The sequence below is a fragment of the Labilibaculum sp. DW002 genome (assembly GCF_029029525.1).
Lineage (GTDB): Bacteria > Bacteroidota > Bacteroidia > Bacteroidales > Marinifilaceae > Paralabilibaculum > Paralabilibaculum antarcticum.
In genome coordinates, this window is the sequence record NZ_JAKJSC010000002.1 from 356356 (window position 1) to 378972 (window position 22617).

At 36.4% G+C, this 22617-nt stretch carries 14 protein-coding genes; 8 read left to right on the forward strand and 6 right to left on the reverse strand.

Annotation, left to right across the window (positions count from 1 at the left end; all coding sequences use genetic code 11):
- Nucleotides 1-104 precede the first annotated feature (104 nt).
- Both L3049_RS13150 and L3049_RS13155 read right to left on the reverse strand, forming a co-directional pair.
- Nucleotides 105-1451 carry an MATE family efflux transporter gene (locus L3049_RS13150; protein WP_275110273.1) on the reverse strand — a complete coding sequence of 449 codons (1347 nt, stop codon included), beginning with the start codon at nt 1449-1451 and terminating at the stop codon, nt 105-107.
- Between the two features lie 84 nt (nt 1452-1535).
- Nucleotides 1536-3398, reverse strand: a complete 1863-nt coding sequence (locus tag L3049_RS13155; protein ID WP_275110274.1) for an ABC-F family ATP-binding cassette domain-containing protein — start codon at nt 3396-3398, stop codon at nt 1536-1538.
- Between the two features lie 187 nt (nt 3399-3585).
- Here L3049_RS13155 and nth point away from each other — a divergent pair, with 187 nt between their 5' ends.
- Complete coding sequence (gene nth / locus L3049_RS13160) at nt 3586-4248, forward strand: endonuclease III (RefSeq protein WP_275110275.1); 663 nt, start codon at nt 3586-3588, stop codon at nt 4246-4248.
- Nucleotides 4249-4266: 18 nt separating this feature from the next.
- Here the strand turns inward: nth and zupT are convergent, their stop codons facing one another.
- Nucleotides 4267-5085, reverse strand: a complete 819-nt coding sequence (zupT, locus tag L3049_RS13165) for a zinc transporter ZupT (RefSeq protein ID WP_275110276.1) — start codon at nt 5083-5085, stop codon at nt 4267-4269.
- A gap of 180 nt (nt 5086-5265) precedes the next feature.
- Here zupT and L3049_RS13170 point away from each other — a divergent pair, with 180 nt between their 5' ends.
- From L3049_RS13170 to L3049_RS13185, 4 genes are all read left to right on the forward strand, one after another.
- Nucleotides 5266-5436, forward strand: coding sequence for a DUF362 domain-containing protein (locus tag L3049_RS13170; protein WP_275110277.1), 171 nt, complete (start codon nt 5266-5268; stop codon nt 5434-5436).
- Between the two features lie 650 nt (nt 5437-6086).
- Nucleotides 6087-9272: a SusC/RagA family TonB-linked outer membrane protein gene (locus tag L3049_RS13175; protein ID WP_275110278.1), complete on the forward strand. Its 3186-nt coding sequence runs from the start codon at nt 6087-6089 to the stop codon at nt 9270-9272.
- 12 nt (nt 9273-9284) lie between these two features.
- Nucleotides 9285-10985 carry a SusD/RagB family nutrient-binding outer membrane lipoprotein gene (locus L3049_RS13180; RefSeq protein ID WP_275110279.1) on the forward strand — a complete coding sequence of 567 codons (1701 nt, stop codon included), beginning with the start codon at nt 9285-9287 and terminating at the stop codon, nt 10983-10985.
- Between the two features lie 14 nt (nt 10986-10999).
- Complete coding sequence (locus tag L3049_RS13185) at nt 11000-11872, forward strand: hypothetical protein (RefSeq protein WP_275110280.1); 873 nt, start codon at nt 11000-11002, stop codon at nt 11870-11872.
- Nucleotides 11873-11970: 98 nt separating this feature from the next.
- On the opposite strand, the gene L3049_RS13190 is transcribed toward L3049_RS13185, so the two are convergent.
- Nucleotides 11971-13566 carry a YfcC family protein gene (locus L3049_RS13190; RefSeq protein ID WP_275110281.1) on the reverse strand — a complete coding sequence of 532 codons (1596 nt, stop codon included), beginning with the start codon at nt 13564-13566 and terminating at the stop codon, nt 11971-11973.
- A gap of 304 nt (nt 13567-13870) precedes the next feature.
- Between L3049_RS13190 and hutI the strand changes: the two genes are divergently transcribed.
- The 3 genes from hutI (at nt 13871) to L3049_RS13205 (ending at nt 18255) form a co-directional block, all read left to right on the forward strand.
- Nucleotides 13871-15124: an imidazolonepropionase gene (gene hutI / locus L3049_RS13195; RefSeq protein WP_275110282.1), complete on the forward strand. Its 1254-nt coding sequence runs from the start codon at nt 13871-13873 to the stop codon at nt 15122-15124.
- A gap of 237 nt (nt 15125-15361) precedes the next feature.
- Nucleotides 15362-17062 (forward strand): glutamate formimidoyltransferase, encoded by a 1701-nt coding sequence (gene ftcD, locus L3049_RS13200; protein WP_275110283.1) that lies wholly within the window; start codon nt 15362-15364, stop codon nt 17060-17062.
- A 254-nt stretch (nt 17063-17316) separates the two neighbouring features.
- Nucleotides 17317-18255 carry a M23 family metallopeptidase gene (locus L3049_RS13205; RefSeq protein ID WP_275110284.1) on the forward strand — a complete coding sequence of 313 codons (939 nt, stop codon included), beginning with the start codon at nt 17317-17319 and terminating at the stop codon, nt 18253-18255.
- Nucleotides 18256-18310: 55 nt separating this feature from the next.
- Here the strand turns inward: L3049_RS13205 and odhB are convergent, their stop codons facing one another.
- Together odhB and L3049_RS13215 are read right to left on the reverse strand one after the other, a co-directional pair.
- Nucleotides 18311-19549: a 2-oxoglutarate dehydrogenase complex dihydrolipoyllysine-residue succinyltransferase gene (gene odhB / locus L3049_RS13210; protein ID WP_275110285.1), complete on the reverse strand. Its 1239-nt coding sequence runs from the start codon at nt 19547-19549 to the stop codon at nt 18311-18313.
- 28 nt (nt 19550-19577) lie between these two features.
- Nucleotides 19578-22427, reverse strand: coding sequence for a 2-oxoglutarate dehydrogenase E1 component (locus L3049_RS13215; RefSeq protein WP_275110286.1), 2850 nt, complete (start codon nt 22425-22427; stop codon nt 19578-19580).
- Nucleotides 22428-22617: the final 190 nt, after the last annotated feature.

Genomic DNA, 22617 nt, shown 5'->3' on the forward strand with positions numbered 1-22617 from the left:
TTTTTGCAAAGGTAAGGCTTTGAATGCGATTTGCAAGTGAAATCCTTTATATGCTTGAATACTAGAATTGGAATTGAGTAATTTAATAAGTTGACGAGCGATTATTATTGATTTCCTAGGGTAGAGATAATCGATTTTGTTTTCCACTTACCAGTTCTGTAGTAAATATATGAGAAACTCATCCCAATAACCCATCCCATTGGAATTGACCACCAAATACCATCAGCTCCAATTTTATCTGATAGCAAGTATGCAGCAGGAATTCTAATTATCCACAGTGAAAATAGAGTGATAAACATTGGAATAATAGTGTCTCCGGCACCTCTTAATACACCATGAATGGTAAACATTGATGAGAATACAAGGTAGAATGAACTTACAATGATTAAATAATTTTGTCCTATTTCTATAACTTGAGGATCTCTAGTAAACATTCTCATTAAATCTCCTCCGAAAATAACGATCAAAGCAGTCATGGCCAGACAGAAAATATTAGACATGATAAAAGTAGCCTTAAAACCTTTTTTTACACGCTCAATTTTGTTCGCACCTAAATTTTGTCCAACAAATGCTGAAACGGCTTGTGAAAAATTCATGGCTGGCATCATTGCCAATGAATCTATACGACCAGCGGCAGTGTATGCGGCTATAACATCGGTTCCAAAAGTATTTACAATTCCAAGTAAGGTCATCATTCCTACTGCCACAAAAGTATGTTGTAAACCAGATGGCAAGCCAATCTTCAAACTTTTTTTGAAAAGATCGGTATCGAATCGAAGTTTTGCAAAGGAAAACTTCATGATCTTGTGTGTGTTATTTAAATAAAGGAGTGCCGCTACAAAAGCTACACCTTGAGCAATTACAGTTGCCCAGGCAGCACCGGCAATTCCCCATTTAAATACCATGACAAAAAGTAAGTCGAATGCAATATTTAAGATGGATGCTAAGATTAGAAAGTAGAGTGGCGTTTTAGAATCACCAAGACCTCGAAGTACAGAGCTTGTACCATTGAATCCAAAGAAGAGGATCATTCCGGCCATATAAATATTTAAGTAGGTTGTAGCTTGTGGAATCAGCTCTACAGGTAGTTGTAGTAATAAAAAAAGTTCTTCACTATAGTAAATGCCCAATACGCTTGCAACTATACCCGACACGAACAAAAAAATATACATGGTGTCTATTGACCTCTTAACCCGATCAATGTCTCTGGCACCATAAAATTGAGATATAACAATGGAGAAACCAGATCCAATACCTATTAATAGAGCTATAAGAGTGAAAATGATTGGGAAAGAAGCGCCAACTGATGCTAAAGCCTCTTTACCTAATACTTTACCTACAATAATACTATCAACAATATTGTATAATTGTTGAAATACATTGCCCAAAAGCATGGGTAGGGCGAAGTTGAAAATTAATTTGCTTACGTTTCCTGTTGTGAAATCTTTCATGCACAAAATTGGCTTAGAAATACAAAGCTCTTATTTTTCTAATGATTCTCAAAAAAGCACGTGATGTTTAACAGAAGTTAACTGTTAGGCACGTTCGCTAAGTTCTAACCAACGAAATTCTTTTTCATCTATTAATTCTATAACTTGTTCTATGCGACTAGCTTTTTCCATCAATTCATCATTGGAAAGGCTACCAGAACTCATTGCTGTTTCAATTTCTTCCTTTTCGGATGTTAAGGTTTCGATATCAACTTCAAGTTGCTCAAATTCCCTTTTTTCGTTAAAGGATAATTTTTTAGATTGTTCCTGTTTTGGCTTTTCCTTTTTAGGCTTTATCTGCTTTTCGCTTTTTTTCTGTTGCTTTAATTCCTGATCAACAGAATCTCGATAAATGGTGTAATTACCTGGGAAGTTTCTGATTTTTCCTTGTCCTTCGAACACAAACATATGCTCAACTACCTTATCCATAAAGTAACGGTCGTGAGATACAATAATCAAACAACCTTTGAAGTTCATCAGATAATCCTCCAATACATTCAGAGTCATAATATCCAAATCATTGGTTGGCTCATCAAGTATCAGGAAATTTGGATTTTTCATCAAAACCGTCATCAAGTATAAACGGCGTTTTTCTCCCCCACTCAATTTAGAGACTAAATTGTACTGAGTCTTCGTTGGAAACAAGAAGTATTCCAGAAACTGAGAAGCTGACATCTCTTTGCCATTACCTAAATCGATACTCTCAGCAATTTCCTTTATGACTTCAATAATCTTCTGATTCTCGTTTATCTTGATACCATCTTGCTTATAATAGCCATAAACAACCGTTTCACCAATTTCTATATTTCCCGAATCAGCTTCAATATTTTGGGTAATGATATTTAAGAAAGTCGATTTTCCTGTTCCATTCTTCCCAATAATCCCGATTTTCTCTCCTCTTTGAAATTTATAGGAGAAATCTTCCAATATTTTTAAATCACCAAAGCTCTTGTACAGGTTATCAAATTCTAAGATTTTTTTACCCAGTCGAGCTGATTTGATATCAATATCCATTTTATCTTCCCAGTAGCCTTGTTGCGCTTTTTTCTTCAATTCATAAAAAGCATCAATTCTCGATTTAGCCTTTGTTGCACGAGCCTGAGGCATACGACGCATCCATTCCTGCTCTGTTTTCAAAAGACTCTTAGCCTTACCAGCTTCGGCATTCTGATTCAGAATTCTTTCTTCTCGTTTTTCAAGATAATACGTGTAATTCCCTTTGTAGGAATGGATACTGTTAGAATCCATTTCAATAATCTCATTACAAACCCGATCTAAAAAATATCTATCGTGAGTCACCATTAAAAGGGTTCCTTTCGATTTTTTCAGATACTCTTCAAGCCATTCAATCATTTCCAAATCCAAGTGGTTAGTTGGCTCGTCCAAAATCAAGAAATCAGGGTCAGTAATTAATACTTTAGCCATACCAACACGCTTTTTCTGGCCTCCGGATAATTGCGATATGGGCTGGTCAAAATTGGTAATCTTCAATTTCGAAAGAATCTGTTTCACCTTCACTTCGTAATCCCAGGCCTTATGCAAATCCATCTTTTCAAGAATTTCAGCCATTGCCTCCTGATCATCTTCATTGATAATTCGTTCGTAGTCACGAATTACCGAAAGAACAGGGTCTGTGGAGTTAAAAACTTCGTTAAGAACAGTGTTGCTGTGGTTTAAATCAGGATTTTGCTCCAAATAAGCGATTTTCAAATCACTTCGGAATGAGATTTCTCCACTATCTTGACTATCTTTTCCTGCGATGATATTTAAAAGCGAAGTTTTCCCTGTTCCATTTTTTGCAATCAGAGCAATCTTTTGCCCCTGTCCTACGCCGAAGCTAATTTCTTCAAATAGTGTAAGATCTCCGTAACTCTTGGTAAGGTTTTCAACCTGTAAATATGATATCATCTAATCTGTTCTTAATTTTTGGAGTTCAAATTTACGAATAAGTAATGATAGATTACTACAATAGCTATTTAGAAGTGGATTAATCGCTTATTAAGAATAAAGTATTTGAAGGGAATGGTGATAATTTTAAGAAAAATCGTGTTTTATGCTATGACTTTTTTAATTTCGTTTACCAAAGAATTAAAGTATGCGAAAGAAAGAACGTTTTGAGAAAGTCATAGCTTGGTTCCAGGAAAATATGCCAATTGCAGAAACCGAGCTTCATTATACCAACCCATACGAATTACTAGTAGCCGTTATTTTATCAGCACAATGCACCGATAAGCGTGTAAATATGATGACTCCTGCTCTTTTTGAGAAATATCCTACAGCATTCGATTTATCTCATGCCACACAGGAAGATATTTTCAACTTTATTCGTTCATGCTCTTATCCTAACAATAAAGCTAAACACCTGCTTGGGATGGCTAAAATGCTGGTCGAAGAGTTTAAGGAAGAAGTGCCTGACGATATTAAAGAACTTCAAAAACTACCTGGTGTAGGTCGAAAAACTGCCAATGTGATTGCCTCTGTCGTATATGACAAGCCAGCTATGGCTGTAGACACGCACGTTTTTAGAGTATCGGCCCGAATGGGTTTAACAACCAACTCTAAAACGCCTTTGGAAACCGAAAAGCAACTAATGAAGTACATTCCTGAAGAATATGTTGCAACAGCCCATCATTGGCTGATACTGCATGGTCGTTATGTTTGTATTGCCAGAAAACCAAAGTGTAAAACATGCAAGATTACCGAATACTGTAAGTATTTTGAAAAGGAAGAAAAGAAAAACAAAAAAGGCTCAATTTGAATTGAGCCTTTTTGTAATTTATAGGAATAAGAGTAAGCTTACTGCCATAACTGCCATGCCAGCAATTAATCCGTAAATGGCAATGTGATGTTCACCATATTCTTCGGCAGTTGGTAAAAGTTCATCTAGTGAGATGAAAACCATAATTCCTGCTACACCTCCAAATAAGACTCCAAAAACAGTATTGTTTAAGCCAAGAAAAGAGTAGATTAATACAAAACCAATTAAGGCACCAACAGGCTCAGCTAATCCAGAAAGAAAAGAATATAAAAATGCTTTCTTTCGACTACCTGTTGCGTAGTAAATTGGAACAGAAACTGCGATTCCTTCAGGAACATTGTGTATTGCGATTGCAACAGCAATTGGAATAGCGATTGTAGGATCAGCTAAAGCTGCAGCAAATGTTGCTAAACCTTCAGGGAAATTGTGAATGGCAATTGCAAGGGCAGAGAACATGCCCATTCTCATCAATTTTTTGTCTACAGGTTTTTTATCATCAAGATCTTCAATTTTTTTCACTTCATGAGGGTTCTCGAAAGAAGGAATCATCTTATCGATTATGGCGATTAATAAGATCCCTCCGAAGAAAGACAAAACGGTATACCACGATCCAGCAACCGTACCATGTTGCTCAACTAATGCAGAATTTGCCTTTGGGAATATTTCAACTAAGGATACATAAATCATTACACCTGCTGAGAATCCTAAAGACAAGGCTAGAAATTTTGTATTTGTTCGTTTTGCAAAAAAAGCGATTGCGCTACCAATTCCGGTAGCAAGACCCGCAAATAAGGTCATCCCAAAAGCAATTGCAACTGTATTAAATTCAAATTCCATATATAGATTGTTATTTTTTGTTTGTGTGGATGTAATCTGGGGTAAATATAATAATTTGTTTGGAATAATTCTAAATAAGATATAAAGATGTTAACATCTTGTTTTGCGAAATGGCAAGTCGTAAATTTATTCTAATTATATTGAATTAAGTGTGTTAGTTAAATTTAAAACAAGAGAATTATGGCTTATGTTATTTCAGATGATTGCACTGCTTGCGGTTCTTGTATTAATGAATGCCCCGTAGATGCAATTTCGGAAGGTGATATTTATGTAATTGATCCGGATACATGTATTGATTGTGCTGCTTGTGCTGAAGTTTGTCCGGTAGAAGCGATATCGGAAGGAGATTAAATGCTTTTCAATTACAATGTAAAATGGAATCTTTTTTAAGATTCCATTTTTTTTGTTTGGACTATTAGGGAAAAAAGTCTTAACTTGAATAGGTAAATACTATTGTAATCATTTGCAACAGTGATAGTTTACTGGTTTCTATAAAGTAAATAGAGGTGAATTTAATTCTTGAATAGGTAACTTATTTATAGAATATAAATTTTCGTATTGAAATAGCTATACTAACCTAAAATCTTAAATCATGAAAGTATTTGTCTAAGCCTATTTTCTTCATAAGGATTCTGACCTTTTAAAATAAGCAGAATATTTTGCCCCCTTAGCCAGCCGGCTATTCCTCTTGAGAAATAAAATTTGTTTTAATGAAGTGCCCGCATTTTTGATAATGCACTAGTTTGCGAGTTTTGTATTCTCAGTTTTCCAAATTAAAGAGAACCGACCCCTGTTTTCAGGGTGATTTTGCTTTTCACCAATATGTGATTTTTGACAATAATTTGTTGAGGTTAGATAATTCTAGCTTCAATAATGACCATGTCTGAAATCGTTATTTGAGAATTGATTCAATGGATAGATCTGTCCTTGTAAAAGGAAGGATGCTATTTAGTCGGGATCAGTTATGAACACAATTGAATTTCTAACTTAAAATTTATTTTATGAAAAAAATGATTTTAGTAGTTTGTGTTTTCATCTTAACTTTTCAAATAGTTAATGCACAAACAAAGCAAATAACCGGTACAGTTACTAGTGCCGATGATGGCCTAGGAATGCCAGGCGTTTCTGTCTCAATAAAAAATACGACGCAAGGTACGAGTACGGATATTGATGGAAAATACTCGTTGGATGCTCAATCAACAGATATCCTTCTTTTTAGTTTTGTTGGGATGGTTCCTCAGGAAATACCGGTTGGAAATCAAGCGGTTATAGATGTTGTGATGGAAACGCAATCTATCGGTATGGAGGAGGTTGTTGTAACAGCATTTGGTATTGAGCGAGTAGCAGAATCAGTTGGATACTCGGTGGCACTGGTAGACGAAGAAGAGCTGCTTGACAATGCAGAACCAGATATACTTCGTTCTATGACTGGGAAAATCCCTGGGGTGACCATTGGATCAGCTACAGGAGCACCAGGAGCAGCAAGTAAAATTAACATTAGAGGTGCTACCTCATTCACAGGAGATAATCAGCCTTTGTTTGTGATTGATGGGGTTCCTTACTCTAATGACAATATTGCAACTACTGATAGTGATGCAAGTATCGTTGGAGGTCAATTTGCTTCGGGTATTTCATCTGTAGATCCTAACGATATCAAAAATATTCAGGTACTTAAAGGTGGTGCAGCATCGGCTCTTTATGGATCACGTGCTGCAAATGGAGTAGTATTAATCACTACAAAATCTGGTGCCTCAAAAATTGGAGGTGTAAAGAAAGGATTTGGTATTAATATTACTTCTTCTTATGGATTTGAAGAGATTAAAAGTAATCTTCCTGATTATCAGAACAAGTATGGAGCTGGAACTAATTTCGAATACGCTAATTTCAATGGTTCGTGGGGAGCTGCCTTTAATACGAGAGATTCTATCCCAACGCCTGGGAATTTAACAACAAATTTTCCTGATCAGTTTGGAGATAATATTGCCTATGTTCCTCGTCCAAATAATGTTAAAGATTTATTTGATACTGGTATTATTCGTGAAAACTCTATTAATATTACTCACGGAGGAGAAACCTCAACATTTAATCTTACAATGTCCGAAGTAGACCAAAAAGGTTATATTCCACACAGTGGGTTTGATAGAAAATCATTTGCTCTGGGAGGAACAGCTAAGTTATCAGAAAAATTGACTGTTGGAGGAAATATGAGTTTCTCTCATGTTGATCAAGATGGTCCATTGTTTGGTAATAACCAAATAAGCGGAGGAGCCTCTTCGTTTGCACGTGCACTTTGGCCAGCGCGTCACTGGAACTGGACAGAATGGCCTTACGAAAATGCTAATGGTGAACCTGTTATTCCTAATGGTGGTTATGACCACCCACTATGGTCATGGAAGCACAATACGAATAATCAGACTATTGATCGTACAGTGCTAGGTATGAATACCTCATATGAGATTTTTCCTTGGTTAACTGCAGGTATAAATGCTGGTTATAACAAGAGTCTTCAGGAGCAACAAACAGTTACGGATATTGGATCACGCGGTGCAGAAGGTCTGGGAGAAATTAGAGAAAATACTTATGTTACGGAAAGAATGGAGTCTACATTTACTTTATCTCTGAATAAAGACTTAAACGAAGACTTTAATATTCAGGCAACAGCAGGATTCAACCTAAGTCAGAATGATGTCAGTGTGTATAGAATAACAGGAACAGAAATTATCAATCCTGGAATTTATAATTTGAGAAACACCAAAAGTCAGTCCGTAATTGATGACTATACAACACGAGATAGGATCATGGGTGTATTTGCACAAGCTACTCTTGGATATAGGGATTACCTATACTTAACTTTAAATGGTAGAAATGACTGGAATTCTGCGCTTTATCTTCCTAAAGGAGGCGTGGGAAAAGAAACAACTAATTTCTTCTATCCGGGAGCTACACTTGCATATGTATTTACAAACCAATTTGATTTGAGTGATACACCTATCGATTTTGGTAAATTGCGTTTGGGTTGGTCAAAAGTAGGTGGAGTTGGTGCATTAGGTGCATATGACAACAATGCTGTATTTATAACTGATCCTTCTGCATTTGGAGTTAATCTTATAAGAAACTCTATTAGTTTAAGTAACCCAGTCTTGTCTCCTGAATTTACAACAGAATTTGAAATAGGTGGTGAATTTAGGTTTCTGGAAGGTCGCATTACTTTAGATGCTACCTATTATGACCGAACGACAACAGATATATTGGTGCCTTTAACTGTTCCAAGATCTACAGGATTTCAGACATATTTTACCAATATCGGAGAAATGACAAATAACGGTGTTGAAATAGGTCTTGGATTAACTCCTATAAGAATGAATAATGGTTTTTCTTGGGAAATCTTTTCTTCATTTACTACAAACAAAAATGAAGTAACAAAGATTATCGAAGGTATTGACCAATATGCCATTAATGTTAATGAGGTTGCTTTTGTGAAAAAAGGAGAACCGCTAGGTGTTTTTGTAGGAAGTTCAAATTACAGAGACGATAATGGCAACTTACTAATCGACAGGACCACGGGACAATTAATTAGAGATAATGAGGAAAAAGTGATAGGAGATCCTAATATTGACTTCAGACTTGGTATAACAAACACATTTAAATACAAAGGATTGTCCTTACGTGTATTCTTTGATTGGAGAGAGGGAGGAGACGTATTCTCTAACACCATAGCTTCTTTATTAGGCCGTGGGGTAACAAGAGATACTGAAGATAGAGAAAATGGAAATTATATTATTCCTGGAGTATATGGAGATCCTAATACAGGCCAACCAATCGTGGATGGAAGTGGAAATGCGATCCCAAACACTACAGGTGTAAATATGAACAATTTGTTCTTTGGTGAGTCTTTTGCTATTAATTCTTCTGATGAAATGAAAATTTATGATGGAACAACTTACAGGTTACGTGAACTAAGTTTAAACTACACTCTTCCTAGTAAGTGGTTGGAAAAGACATTTATAACTAGAGCATCTGTAGGATTTACGGGTAATAATCTGTGGTTTCATGCTCCTAATATTCCTAAATACACCAATTTTGATCCGGAAGTATCAAGTTTTGGAGCTTCTAATGTACAGGGAATTGAGCAAACTGCTGCGCCAAATCCAAGAAGATATATGTTTAACGTGAAGTTCTCTTTCTAAAATCAGGAAAATATGAAAATAAATAAAAATATAATTATACTATGTATTTGTGGGGCGTTATTAGGAGTGACTGGTTGTAATGAATACCTTGATGTTAATACAGATCCTAATAATCCTACAGTTGCACCTTTGAATCAGCTGACTTCTAAAATTCAGAAAGATGCTGCGGATACCTATAACTCAGGAGATTTTTGGATGGCTAATTTCCTTGGAGTTTTTACGCACCAAATAGTGGTTAGGGAAGAATCAGATCAATATGGTTTATCGACTGGAAGTAATTTTATTTCAAATTCTTGGTCGAATTTATACCTAACCAATACCAATTTGAACAGCTTAATAAGTACTGCTACAGATCAAGGAAACATGATCTATGCTGGGATAGGAAAAATTATTCAAGTAGATGCTTTCACCAAGGCTGTTGACATATGGGGAGATATGCCTTATTTAGAAGCTAATAAATTAGGTGAATCTATAATAGCTCCCACTTTTGATGATCAGATTGAAATTTACACATCCTTATTTGCGCTGTTGGATGAAGCTATTGCAAATTTGAACGATGAAACAGCCGAGAATTTGCAAACTCCTGGAGATGATGATTTGATCTATGGAGGAGATGTTGATTTGTGGATAAAAGCAGCTAATACACTAAAATTAAAAATGTACAACAATGTTCGCCTTTATCCTGCATTGTTTGATGCGACTGCTGTGAATTCGCTTATCTCAGAAGGAAATCTAATAAGTAGCTTAGGCGAAGATTTTGAGTTTAAATACTCATCTGCACTAGCTCCAGTAGACGAAAGACATCCTTTGTTTGCTGCAGAATATGGAGGTGGCCAGATAACTCAGTATATAAGTCCTTGGCTCTACGAGATTATGATGGGTGTGAATCCAACTCCTTATTTTACCAGTGTTGAAGATCCTCGGATACCTTATTATTGGTTTAATCAATTGACTGGAGGAGAATTAGCTCAGAATCCGATTGATTATCACGATCCTAATACCGATTTTGTTTCAATACGATTTGGTTCTATTGGAGATGGTCGTGATAGCGGACAAAGAGGATCAGGAACAATGGTAGGTATGTATATTTGCGGTGGACGATATGATGACGGAGAGGGAAGCCCAGACGGAGACTTAGGTTCTAGTGATGGTACAGGAGTTGCTCCTTTCCAATATATAAATTATTACGAACGCTTATTTATTGAAGCCGAATTGATACAAGCAGGCGTTGTTACAGGTGATGCTAGTGCTAAACTACGAGAAGCTATAACAGCAGCTTTTGCCAAAGTAGATGATATAGCTGAAAACAATCAATCAACTCAGACTATTCCTGTATTATCTGGTACTACAGAGGTAACAGCTTACATTGATAATGTTATTACTTTATTTGATGCTGCAACAGCGGATCAAAGAATGGAAATCATAATGACTCAGAAGTGGATTGCCAGTTTTGGGAAATTTGCAGATCAGTACAATGATATCAGAAGAACAGGATACCCTGTTTTGGCTAATCCTAATGGTACAAATGAATACCAAATTAATGCAGGACAAAACTCTGATGGTGCACTAGGTGATCCATTACTTGATTCCGAAACAACTTTGGGGCGAGATTATCCTCTTTCTATTTATTGGCCTGCAAGTGAGATCAATACAAACTCAAATGCGCCTGATCAGAAACAACAAGCGACTTATTCAATTTTTTGGGATAATTAATAAACATTAAAATTATGAATAAAATATATATAATATCAATTTTTTTGATTGGACTGTTTCTTTCTTGTTCTACTTCAGATTTAGATCAGATTGATTTAGCAAAAAGTTCTGCAGTTCCAAACTTCACCATTGATGATACAAAAGATGGTTTTATCGATAAGGCCGATCCTGCTTCAGGAGAGGTAGGTTTTGCATTAACCATAGAACAAGGTTCAGTTGCATCTGCAACTGTAAAGGTTGTATACAATTCTGTTGCTGGAGATAGATTCTTTGCAACACTTATTGCGGATGCAAGTACATATCCTCAGAATGTTTCATTAACGGTTAATGAGATTGTAGACTTATTTCCACAGTTGACAGATGCAACTGATTTAACTGCTGGAGATATTTTTAGCTTTTTTGCAGAACTTACATTAACTGATGGTACTGTTATTCCAGGTTATAAGGAAGATGGACCTAATTACAGTGATGACGTAATTACTTCTCCATTGTTCACGGCAATATTGAATTACACAGTTGCTTGTGGATTACAGGCACCATTTACAGGACAGTATACACTAACTGACCCTGCAGGAAGCTGGGGTGATCAAACTGTAACGGTTGTTGAGGATGGACCAACTGAAAGATCATTTGAAGGATCATTCTTCGGTTTTGATGGAATTCCATTTAAATTTAGTTTGATATGTGATCAAGTTATAATACTACAAACTTCATCAGGACTTGCATGTGCTGGTGGACCTGACTGGGAGTTTGGTCCTGACCCTGATAATGTTGCTAGTTTTGACCTAACAGATGATAGTGTTATAGTATTAGATTTTCTAGATAATAATAAAGGTGCTTGTGGTGGAGGCCCAGGTGCATATCAAATGACTCTTACTAAACTTTAGTGGTAGTTATGAATTAAGTGAGATTTAATTCTAATGGTAATTTAGGTAAAGGGGAATATGTTTACTCATATTCCCCTTTTATCTTTAATAGTTTTATATTAAAACCCATTCAACTCCATAGTTACTGTTGGAATAAGAAGTAGGAAGCCTAATATAATAAGCACCACCATAAACTTCCCAAGCCATTTAACCCATTTGTCGTAAGGGATTTTGGCAACACCAAGTACACCGATTAAAACACCAGAGGTTGGTGTTATCATATTTGTGAAACCATCACCAAATTGGAAAGCCATTACAGTTGCCTGACGTGATACGCCAATCAAATCAGAGAACTGAGACATCATCGGCATGGTCAAAGCAGCTTTAGCAGATCCTGAAGGGATAATCACGTTGATAAAGTTTTGAATCACATACATCATACCAACCGAAGCAATCTTACCAAAATCGTTCATCGATTGTGAAATATAATATAGGATAGAGTCAATAATTTGTCCTTCTTCAAGTACAATTAGAATACCACCAGCTAAACCAACAATAAGAGCCGCAGACATGATATCGTTTACCCCTGCAAGGAACAATTTGGTGATTTCATTTGCGGTATTGCTGAATGCAATACCAGAGAAAATACCCATTGCAAAGAATAAAGTAGAAATCTCCATGATATACCAGCCATAGCCCATTACACCAACAATTAGATAAATGATGGTGAACAAAAGAAGGTTGAGAATAAAGAAGTGAACTGATTTACGCAAAGACATAAATCCGAATAAGGCAAACAAGCCTGTAATTATTGGCAATACCATAAATGTGGTTTCGGAGTTTCCGATTTTAAGTGTACTCACAGGATAGTAGTATGAAAATCCAATCATGGAAACTAAGATGATAATATAGGTTACCCAAGCAGAAGCAGGTGTATAATATTCGATGTTCTCAATATCCGAAGCATGGTGTTTTCTCCAGTAACTATCATCGGTGTAAACCAATGAGCTTTCAGGATTCTTACGAACCTTAGCTGCATACCTAAGGATAAAAGCGATTCCGATAATATTGATTACAAACCAGCAAAATAGGCGATACTCAATTCCTGAGAATAAAGGCAAGTTCGATAAACCTTGTGCAATACCAATTGTAAATGGATTCAGCAATGCTCCAGCGAAACCAAGGCCTGCAGCTACAAAACAGATTGCAACACCTACAATCGAATCGTATCCCATCTTAATAGCCATTGGCACAAAAATAATAACAAAGGCTATGGTCTCTTCACTCATTCCGAAGGTGGCCCCAAAGATCGAGAATATGAGCATGATGAGAGTTAGAATGATATTGTTGACACCAATTTTCCGTATGAGTTTGTTTTTCTCCAGTTTTTTTGTGAATTCGAGAAAGGAATATATCCCCACATCAATCGATTTACTGGCATTCATAATCCAAAAAGCACCACCAATAATGAGAATAAACATGATGATATCAGCTTTATCTACAAAGCCTTTGAAAAATGAAGCAAAAACTTCCCAGCTTTGCCCACTATTATCAACCTGGTGATAGGAATCTTGAACAATAACAGAACGGTCGGTGCCGTTAACATTTACAACAGTTCTGTCGTATTCTCCACCTGGGATAATCCAAGTTAAAATGGCTGATAAAACGACTATTGCAAATACAATAACGTAAGTGTGAGGTACTTTCTTAAACATATTTTTTAATTTGAGGTATTAGTATCAATTGTGAATGAATCGAGTTATCTATTCGATTAGTCGACTCTTAAATTTTCGGGGGTAAAAATAATAACATTCCACAGAAAAAGGTCAATATTACTGATAGAATAAATTTAACTTTTGTATGTTATCGAAAAGGTTTGCGATTTGATGATTTTTCGTTGTCTTCGTCGTGTAATATTGTTTCATTTTTTCTACTTTCGCAAAGTAGTTAAATTTAAAATTATCAATTGATTACGTTGATGAATGAATTGATAAGTACTAGTTATTAAAAGAATGTAGTATGAAGTTGCTAATAAGTAATATAAAGACCTTGGTTCAGGTAGATGAAAATTCGCGTAAGTGGGTGGCAGGAACTGACATGGCAAATTTAAAATGTATCGACAATGCTTATTTGTTGATAGAGGATGAAAAAATATCGGATTTTGGTAAAATGGAAGATATTCCAAATTTCGATGAGATGGAAGGTGTTGATATGATGCAGGAGATTGATGCAACAGGCCGTATGGTTTTTCCATCATTCTGCGACTCGCATACTCATTTGGTTTACGCTGGTTCTCGCGAAATTGAGTATACTGATAAGATTAAAGGTTTATCATATGAGGAAATTGCTGAACGAGGAGGAGGAATTCTGAATTCTGCTAAGCGTATGCACGATGCTACCGAAGATGAGCTTTATGAATCGGCAATGGAACGTATTCATGAGATTATCAGTTTAGGAACAGGAGCTGTAGAGATTAAGTCGGGATACGGTTTAACTGTTGAAGATGAATTGAAAATGCTTCGTGTGATCAAACGATTGAAAGAAACAACGCCACTTAAAATCAAGTCTAGCTTCCTGGGAGCTCATGCTGTGCCTGCTGATTATAGAGGTCGTCAAGGCGAATATGTTGACATGGTAATCAATGAAATGATTCCTTTAGTAGCTGCAGAAGATTTAGCTGACTATATTGATGTATTCTGCGATAAAGGATTCTTCACAGTTGAAGAGACTGATCGTATTTTGAATGCAGGGATGAAACATGGTATGCGTCCAAAGATTCATGCCAATGAATTGGATTACTCAGGAGGTATTCAAGTAGGTGTAAAATACAATGCATTATCAGTTGATCACCTTGAGTTTGTTGGTGATGCTGAAATTGAATCATTGAAAGGGTCGGAAACGATGCCAACGGTATTGCCAGGAGCAGCTTTCTTCCTTAACATGGTTTGTTCTCCTGTACGTAAAATGATGGATGCAGGTTTACCAGTTGCTTTAGCTTCTGATTTTAACCCGGGATCATCACCATCAGGTAACATGAAGTTTATTTTGTCTTTGGCTTGTATCAATTACAAAATGCTACCACAAGAAGCGATTAACGCTACAACAATTAATTCGGCTTATGCTATGGGTGTTGAAGATGAAGTAGGAAGTATCGCTCGTGGTAAAATTGCTAACGTGTTTATCACAAAAGAAATTCCATCAATCGAGTTTATGCCGTATGCATATGGTAGTAACTTGGTCGATACAGTTATCCTTAATGGACAAGTCCTTTAATGTAATTGATAATTATAAATTATTAATTATTCTCCCCTTTTCAGGGGAGATGTCCGAAGGACAGAGGGGTGTTCGTACAAAACTAAAAGCACCCTTTCGCCTGTCGGCACTTTCCCTTAAAAGGGAAAAATCGTTGATTTTGAAAGAAGTACAATTGAGAGAAATCATATTATAATCATTTACAATCAGCGTCAAGCTTTATAAAACAAATTATAGAATATTTAAATACAATATAAGATGAAACAATTAATCGAATGTGTTCCTAATTTCTCTGAAGGGAACGATATGAATATCATTAAGCAGATTACTAACGAAATTGAATCTGTAGAAGGTGTAAGCCTTGTTGATGTTGATCCAGGTAAAGCAACGAATCGTACTGTAGTAACTATGGTTGGTACGCCTGATGAGGTTTTGGAAGCAGCTGTAAAAGCTGTTAGAAAAGCGGCTGAGTTAATCGATATGAGTAAGCATTCCGGTGCTCACCCACGTTTTGGTGCAACTGACGTTTGTCCATTGGTTCCTGTTGCGAACATCACAATGGAAGAAACTGTAGCTTATGCACACAAACTAGCTCAGCGTATTGGTGAGGAAGTTGGTGTACCAGTTTACTGTTACGAGAATGCAGCACGTATCGAAGAACGTAAGAACTTAGCTGTTTGTCGTGCAGGTGAGTACGAAGCAGTAAAAGATCGTATTGGAACTGAGCGTTGGAAGCCAGATTTTGGACCAGCTGAGTTTACTGAAGCTGTTGCTAAATCGGGTGTTACTGCAGTAAGTGCACGTAACTTCCTTGTAGCTTATAACTTTAACTTGAATACAACTTCAACTCGTCGTGCCAATGCAATTGCATTCGATGTTCGCGAGAGAGGTCGTACAAAGCGTGAAGGTAATGCAGCTACAGGTAAAATTGTAAAAGATGAGAACGGAAATCCAGTAATGACTCCGGGAACATTGAAAGCGACTAAGGCCATTGGTTGGTTTATCGAGGAGTTTGGCGTAGCTCAAATTTCTATGAATATGACTGATATCTCTATCACGTCTATTCACCAAGCGTTTGATGAAGTTTGTGCTAAAGCTCAAGCTCGTGGTATCCGCGTTACAGGTTCTGAATTAGTAGGTGTTGTGCCATTGCAGGCGATGTTAGATGCAGGTAAACACTACCTACGTATGCAAGGTCGTTCAACAGGTATTGCCGATCGTGAGATTATCAAGATCGCCGTTAAATCTCTAGGACTAGACGAGCTTTACCCATTCGATGCTGACAAGAAAATCATTGAGTATATTCTTGAGAACGAAGCTAAAAAAGGAACGAAGAAATTAGTTGACATGAGCTTAACTGCTTTTGTTGAAGAAACAGCTTCAGAATCTATGGCTCCAGGTGGAGGATCTATCTCTGCTTATATGGGGGCAATGGGTGCTGCTCTTGGTTCAATGGTTGCTAACCTTTCGGCTCACAAGCCAGGATGGGACGAGCGTTGGGAAGAGTTTTCTGATTGGGCTGAGAAAGGAAAAGAGTATCATACGAAACTAAACTGGTTAGTAGACGAAGATACCAATGCTTTCAACAAAATTATGGATGCCATCCGTTTGCCTAAGAAAACTGAGGAGGAGAAAGCTGCTCGTGCTGAGGCTATGGAAGACGCAACTAAATTTGCGACTATGGTTCCTTTCCAAACAATGGAGCTTTGCCTTGGATCTATGGATGTTGCTAAAGCAATGGCTGAGATCGGAAACCCTAACTCAGTAACCGATGCTGGTGTAGGTGCATTAGCTGCTCGTTCAGGTGTTATTGGTGCTTTCATGAATGTGAAGATTAACGCTGCTGACCTTACTGATAAAGCTTGGGCTGCAGACATCATCGCAAAAGGACAAGCAATTGTTGACAAAGCACAAGCCCTTGAAAATGAAATTGTAGAAATGGTAAACGCTAAGATCTAATACCACTACATCATTATATTTAGGGATACGTTACGGCGTGTCCCTTTTTTTTAGTTTGTATTTTATGATATGCGTATTTTTTTGTTCTATCTCTATTTATTTGATTATATACATCATGCAAAACTGCTGTTAAGAAGAGGATTTGAGATGTTTATTGGATGTGAAAAAGGCTACTTAGAAATAATATAAATATTTAGTACTGTTCAGTATTTTTGATTATTGTGAGTATATTTAATTCGCTTAAAAAAAATAATATGAAGAATAGAAAAATCATCTTGTTAATTTTATTTGTGTTGTGTGTAAACAGTTTTGTATTAAAATCTCAAGAATATTTAATTGAGATTGAGACTAAGCGAAATGCAGATAATAGCGTTGATTTTAATTATCGTAAAAATTGTTATGGAACTTATTGTATTCAGTTTACTTTTAGACAATTATCTAATTCATTTCAATCAAATTTCCAAAGTACGGTTAGTGGATTATCAGGTAGGGCCATAAGTTTGAAACCTCGAGATGCTACTCAAGGTATAGGTTTTTCTTTTAGTTATATATATCAATTGGGTAGTCCTAATGTAAAGATCAATGATGATTTTATTTATTTACTTCCATTTAGAAATGATGTGAAATTGGAAGCTATTTCTTTGAATAATTTGAATAGATCATTTGGGAAAGGAGTTTCTGAAACGTGGAAGGCATATCGATTTGTAGTTGAAAATCCAGAATCAATTGTTGCCTGTCGAAAAGGATTAGTAGTTAAAGTGGTTGATGAATTTAATGTAGATACAACTCAAAATTTCAACTACAAAAGAAGTCAAAATGAAGTGATCGTAGAGCATAAGGATGGGACGTTGGCAAGATATTCTGGTTTTAAAGCTGGAAGTATTAAGGTTGAAGAAGGTCAAATGATATATCCTTATTCTGAAATTGGTATCGTTGGTAGAAATGGAAAGGATGTGAATTATAAATTAGATCTTTGTATATATTATTTAAATACGAAGAATTTAAATGATTTTAATGATGTTGTGAAAAAAGCAAATGCTTTGGCTTATGTAAACCCGAAATTTAATTATAAAGGTGCTGCTGCTACATTATTATCAAGAAATAAATATGTGACTGAATGTAATGATGAAATTATTACTCAGGAATTTTCACGAAGGGAAAAGAAGAAATATCTTAAAGGAGAGTTGAAGTAAAAAAATAGCCAAATTCTCAATCGAGAATCTGGCCTTAATAGACTATGTTGTAATTCTATATTCCTAATAACAAGCTATCAGGATCTTTTCCGTCGAATAGCATTTTGTGTGGGTTTTCAATCAGTTCCTTAATTTTCACCAGGAATCCAACCGAATCTTTACCATCAATTACCCGGTGATCGTAAGATAGAGCAATATACATCATTGGGCGAATTTCAACCTTACCATTAACAGCAATAGGTCGCTCAACAATATTGTGCATCCCTAGTATACCAGACTGAGGAGGATTGATGATTGGCGTACTTAATAGTGATCCAAACACACCACCATTGGTAATGGTAAATGTACCACCAGTCATTTCGTCTAAGCTGATTTTTCCGGAACGCGCTTTATTGGCAAGACGCATTAACTCTCTTTCAATTTCTGCTAAGCTAAGGTTTTGAGTATCTCTAATAACAGGAACCATCAAACCTTTTGGTGTTTGTACTGCCATGGCCACATCCATATAGTTTGGTGTGATAATCTCATCACCATCCATCATAGAATTCACTGCTGGATGAGCTTTAAGAGCAATACTAACAGCTTTGGTAAAGAATGACATGAATCCTAATTTGATATCATGAGTCTCAACAAATTGCTTCTGGTATTTCTTTCTCAATTGCATAACAGCTGACATATCAACCTCGTTGAAGGTTGTAAGCATAGCTGTTTCGTTTTTAACCGAAACCAAACGGGCACTTAACTTCTTACGAAGATTACTCATTTTCTTACGGTCGATATGGCGTTCAACAGCTTCTGGCTGCACCATAGCTGCTGGAGCCTGTTCTTTATTGTTAACAACTTGCTCGATATCTTTCTTCGATAATCGCTGAAGACCAGCAATAACGTCATCAACAGAAAGTTGATTCTCTTCCATTAGTTTTTTGGCTACAGGAGAAATCTTAACATCCTTAAATTCTTCAGAAGATTTTATTGGAGCTGCTTCAGAGGTTTTTGTCTCAGTTTTAGGCGTTTCTTCTTTAGCCTCAGCTTTGGGACTGGTAGATGGTGCTTCACCAGCAAAACTTGTATCAATAGTACAAGCTACCGATCCTACAGCAACAGTGTCACCTTCATTTGCTTTAATAGATATTTTACCTCCCTCGTCAGCAACAAGTGTAAGTGTTGCTTTGTCAGATTCGATCTCAGCTATTTCTTGTTCTTTTTCAACAATATCACCTTCGGCTACAAACCAATTGGCAATTTCAACTTCTGATATGGATTCTCCCGGACTGGGAATTTTTATGTCGATCATTATATTGATTGTTTTCTTGATTGTACTACTACATTAATAACTTGCTCTTCTTTTGTTCAAAATATTCGTGCTGTCGAAGAATTTCTTCATGAGATCCACCTTCAACACATTGCAAGCCACAATATTTGAGTTCTCTGTCACAGTCGCATCTTCTGAAAACCTTACGGATAATTTCGTTTTGACCAATATTGTGAATTTTAGCAAGCCCGGTAGCTGTACTACCACTAGCCATACGAGCAATAGGTGCTAAATCTACATTTTCAATATTGTAATTTACGAACTGCCATGGTCCCATATTCTCAGGTTCTTCTTGTACCCAAAGGTGAAGTATCGAGTTTGGATATCTTTCCAACACCTGATTGATCTGCTTGTTTGGGAACGGATACAATTGTTCCAACCTTACCAGTGCAACATCTTGGGCAAATAGTTCTTCTTTCTGAGCTAGTAAATCGTAATAAACTTTTCCTGAACAGAAAACCACACGACTTACCTCTTCTGCAATAACGTCATTATCGTCTATTACTTCCTGGAATCTGCCATTGGCCAATTCGTCCATGGTCGAAACACAACTTGCATGTCTGAGTAAACTCTTAGGTGTAAAGCAAATTAATGGAATTCGAATATCTCGCTTAACCTGACGACGCAGAGCATGGTAATGGTTTGCAGGAGTCGTAGGGTTGATTACTTGCATGTTGTTATTTGCACAAAGCGTTAAGAAACGCTCCATTCTCGCACTTGAATGCTCAGCACCTTGTCCTTCGTAACCATGTGGTAAGAATAGAACGAGTCCATTTTTAACACCCCATTTATCTTCACCGGAACTGATGTACTGATCGATAACGGCTTGTGCTACATTGTGGAAATCACCAAACTGAGCTTCCCAAATCGTTAAGCCGGATGGATGTGCTAAAGCGTATCCATATTCGAACCCAAGAACAGCATATTCACTCAAATGTGAGTTGTAAATATGGCAAGGAGCTTGGTTTTCGCTTACATGTTTAAGTGGAAAATATTTTTTTGCTGAATCACTAATCGTTAATGCAGCATGTCTGTGAGAAAATGTCCCACGTTCCGAATCCTGACCACTAATTCTAACACCATACCCTTCATCAAGCAAACTAGCATAAGCTAAAAGTTCACCCATAGCCCAGTCTAACCGATCTTCACTAACCATCTTCTTACGATCAGCCATTAGCTTGCCAATCTTCTTGAAAAAGCTTAGGTTTTCAGGTAAATTGGTTATGTTTTCAGCCAATTCAAGCAATTTCTTTTTAGCAACACCTGTAGTTGGTGATTGCTCAAAATCTTGATCGTTCGAATAGCGAATATTATTATAATAATCTCCTAGAAATGGCTGAATAATTACCTTGTCGAATGATTTAGAGAGCTCAAAATCATTATCTAAAAGCTTGTTGTAATCAGCATTTAATTGTTTCGTGTCTTCTTTTGAATAAATGCCTTTTTCAATAAGATAATCGCCATAAAGATCTCTTGGGTTTTTGTGCTTAGCAATTTGGCTGTATAGTAATGGCTGTGTAAAACGAGGTTCGTCACCTTCGTTATGTCCATACTTTCTATACGATAGAATATCGATGAACACATCAGTTTTAAATTCCTGACGATACTCCATGGCCAAGCCAATTGTATAGATTAAAGCCTCAACATCGTCACCATTAATATGGAAGACAGGACAACGTGTTACTTTAGCAACATCAGTACAATAAGTACTCGATCGTGCATCAAGATAATTGGTTGTAAAACCTATTTGATTGTTGATAACCAGGTGAATGGTTCCACCAGTTCTGTAGGCTTGAAGTTCAGCCATCTGAACAGTTTCGTATACAATTCCCTGACCTGCAATTGCAGCATCGCCATGAATAACGATAGGGACTAGTTTGTTCTCATCGCCTTTGTAATCGTTGTCAATTTTAGATCGGGAAATACCTTCAACAACAGCACCTACGGTTTCAAGGTGCGATGGATTTGGTGTTAAGTGAAGCTTTACTTCATTTCCATCATCCGTTTTAACTGTACTTCCATATCCTAAATGGTATTTAACATCACCAAGGGCAATGTCATCTTCAAATTCTTCCCCAACGAACTCTTTGAATATATTTTCATATGGTTTCTCAAGAATATTCGCTAATACATTAAGACGACCGCGATGAGCCATACCGAATACAAATTCTTCAACTCCTAATTGCGCACCTTTTTCTATTAGGGCATCAAGAGCAGGAATTAGTGTTTCTGTACCTTCAAGAGAGAATCGTTTTTGTCCAACAAACTTTTTATGAATATAGTTCTCGAAACCAACAGCTAACTTTAAATGGTAATAGATATGTTTGCGCTGTTCATCAGTGAAATTTGGAGTGTTTTTAGAACTCTCCATTTTATTTTGTAACCATCTCAACATTTGAGGGTGACGAACGAAAACATATTCTGCTCCAATCGATTTACAGTAGGTTTCTTGCAAATGAGCAACAATGTCTTTCAATTTTGATGCTCCAATTCCAAGTTCTGTGCCCGCATGAAATACCGTTTCCAAATCAGCATCTGAGAGGTTGAAGTTCTCAATATCGAGAGTTGGGAAATATTTTCGGCGAGTTCGAACAGGATTGGTTTTTGTAAAAAGATGTCCACGTTGACGATAGGCCTGAATCAAATTCATCACATTGAATTCTTTATTCATCGAATTAGATGCAGGTATTTTATCGATTGTTGATTCTTGCTTAACTGGAAATTTGGTGCTTGCAAAATCAAATCCTTGAAAAAATTGTCTCCAACTTTCTTCAACAGATTCAGGATCATTTTTGTAGGATTGGTATAGTTCGTCTATGAATTCGATTTCACTATTGCCCAAAAAGCTAAATTTATCCATATAGTTGTTCCTTGTACTTAGTCTTGTTATTGTTGTAACTAAAACAAATGTATTAAATTTTCATTCTTATGAAGATATCAAAAACGAATAAAAGATAAAAAGGTCATTTTTTTTTCATATAGGCATATAGAGAATTTCTATGAGCTGTTTTTATTTAACATTGCTGAAAAAAGATGACACAATTCTTTTA

Bases quoted from the DNA above. Each gene is read 5' to 3' on its own strand.
- L3049_RS13180 (WP_275110279.1), top strand. From the start codon at position 9,285: ATGAAAATAAATAAAAATATAATTATACTATGTATTTGTGGGGCGTTA.
- L3049_RS13215 (WP_275110286.1), bottom strand. From the start codon at position 22,427: ATGGATAAATTTAGCTTTTTGGGCAATAGTGAAATCGAATTCATAGAC.
- L3049_RS13175 (WP_275110278.1), top strand. From the start codon at position 6,087: ATGAAAAAAATGATTTTAGTAGTTTGTGTTTTCATCTTAACTTTTCAA.
- hutI (WP_275110282.1), top strand. From the start codon at position 13,871: ATGAAGTTGCTAATAAGTAATATAAAGACCTTGGTTCAGGTAGATGAA.
- L3049_RS13150 (WP_275110273.1), bottom strand. From the start codon at position 1,451: ATGAAAGATTTCACAACAGGAAACGTAAGCAAATTAATTTTCAACTTC.
- odhB (WP_275110285.1), bottom strand. From the start codon at position 19,549: ATGATCGACATAAAAATTCCCAGTCCGGGAGAATCCATATCAGAAGTT.
- zupT (WP_275110276.1), bottom strand. From the start codon at position 5,085: ATGGAATTTGAATTTAATACAGTTGCAATTGCTTTTGGGATGACCTTA.
- L3049_RS13155 (WP_275110274.1), bottom strand. From the start codon at position 3,398: ATGATATCATATTTACAGGTTGAAAACCTTACCAAGAGTTACGGAGAT.
- L3049_RS13190 (WP_275110281.1), bottom strand. From the start codon at position 13,566: ATGTTTAAGAAAGTACCTCACACTTACGTTATTGTATTTGCAATAGTC.
- L3049_RS13170 (WP_275110277.1), top strand. From the start codon at position 5,266: ATGGCTTATGTTATTTCAGATGATTGCACTGCTTGCGGTTCTTGTATT.
- ftcD (WP_275110283.1), top strand. From the start codon at position 15,362: ATGAAACAATTAATCGAATGTGTTCCTAATTTCTCTGAAGGGAACGAT.
- nth (WP_275110275.1), top strand. From the start codon at position 3,586: ATGCGAAAGAAAGAACGTTTTGAGAAAGTCATAGCTTGGTTCCAGGAA.
- L3049_RS13205 (WP_275110284.1), top strand. From the start codon at position 17,317: ATGAAGAATAGAAAAATCATCTTGTTAATTTTATTTGTGTTGTGTGTA.
- L3049_RS13185 (WP_275110280.1), top strand. From the start codon at position 11,000: ATGAATAAAATATATATAATATCAATTTTTTTGATTGGACTGTTTCTT.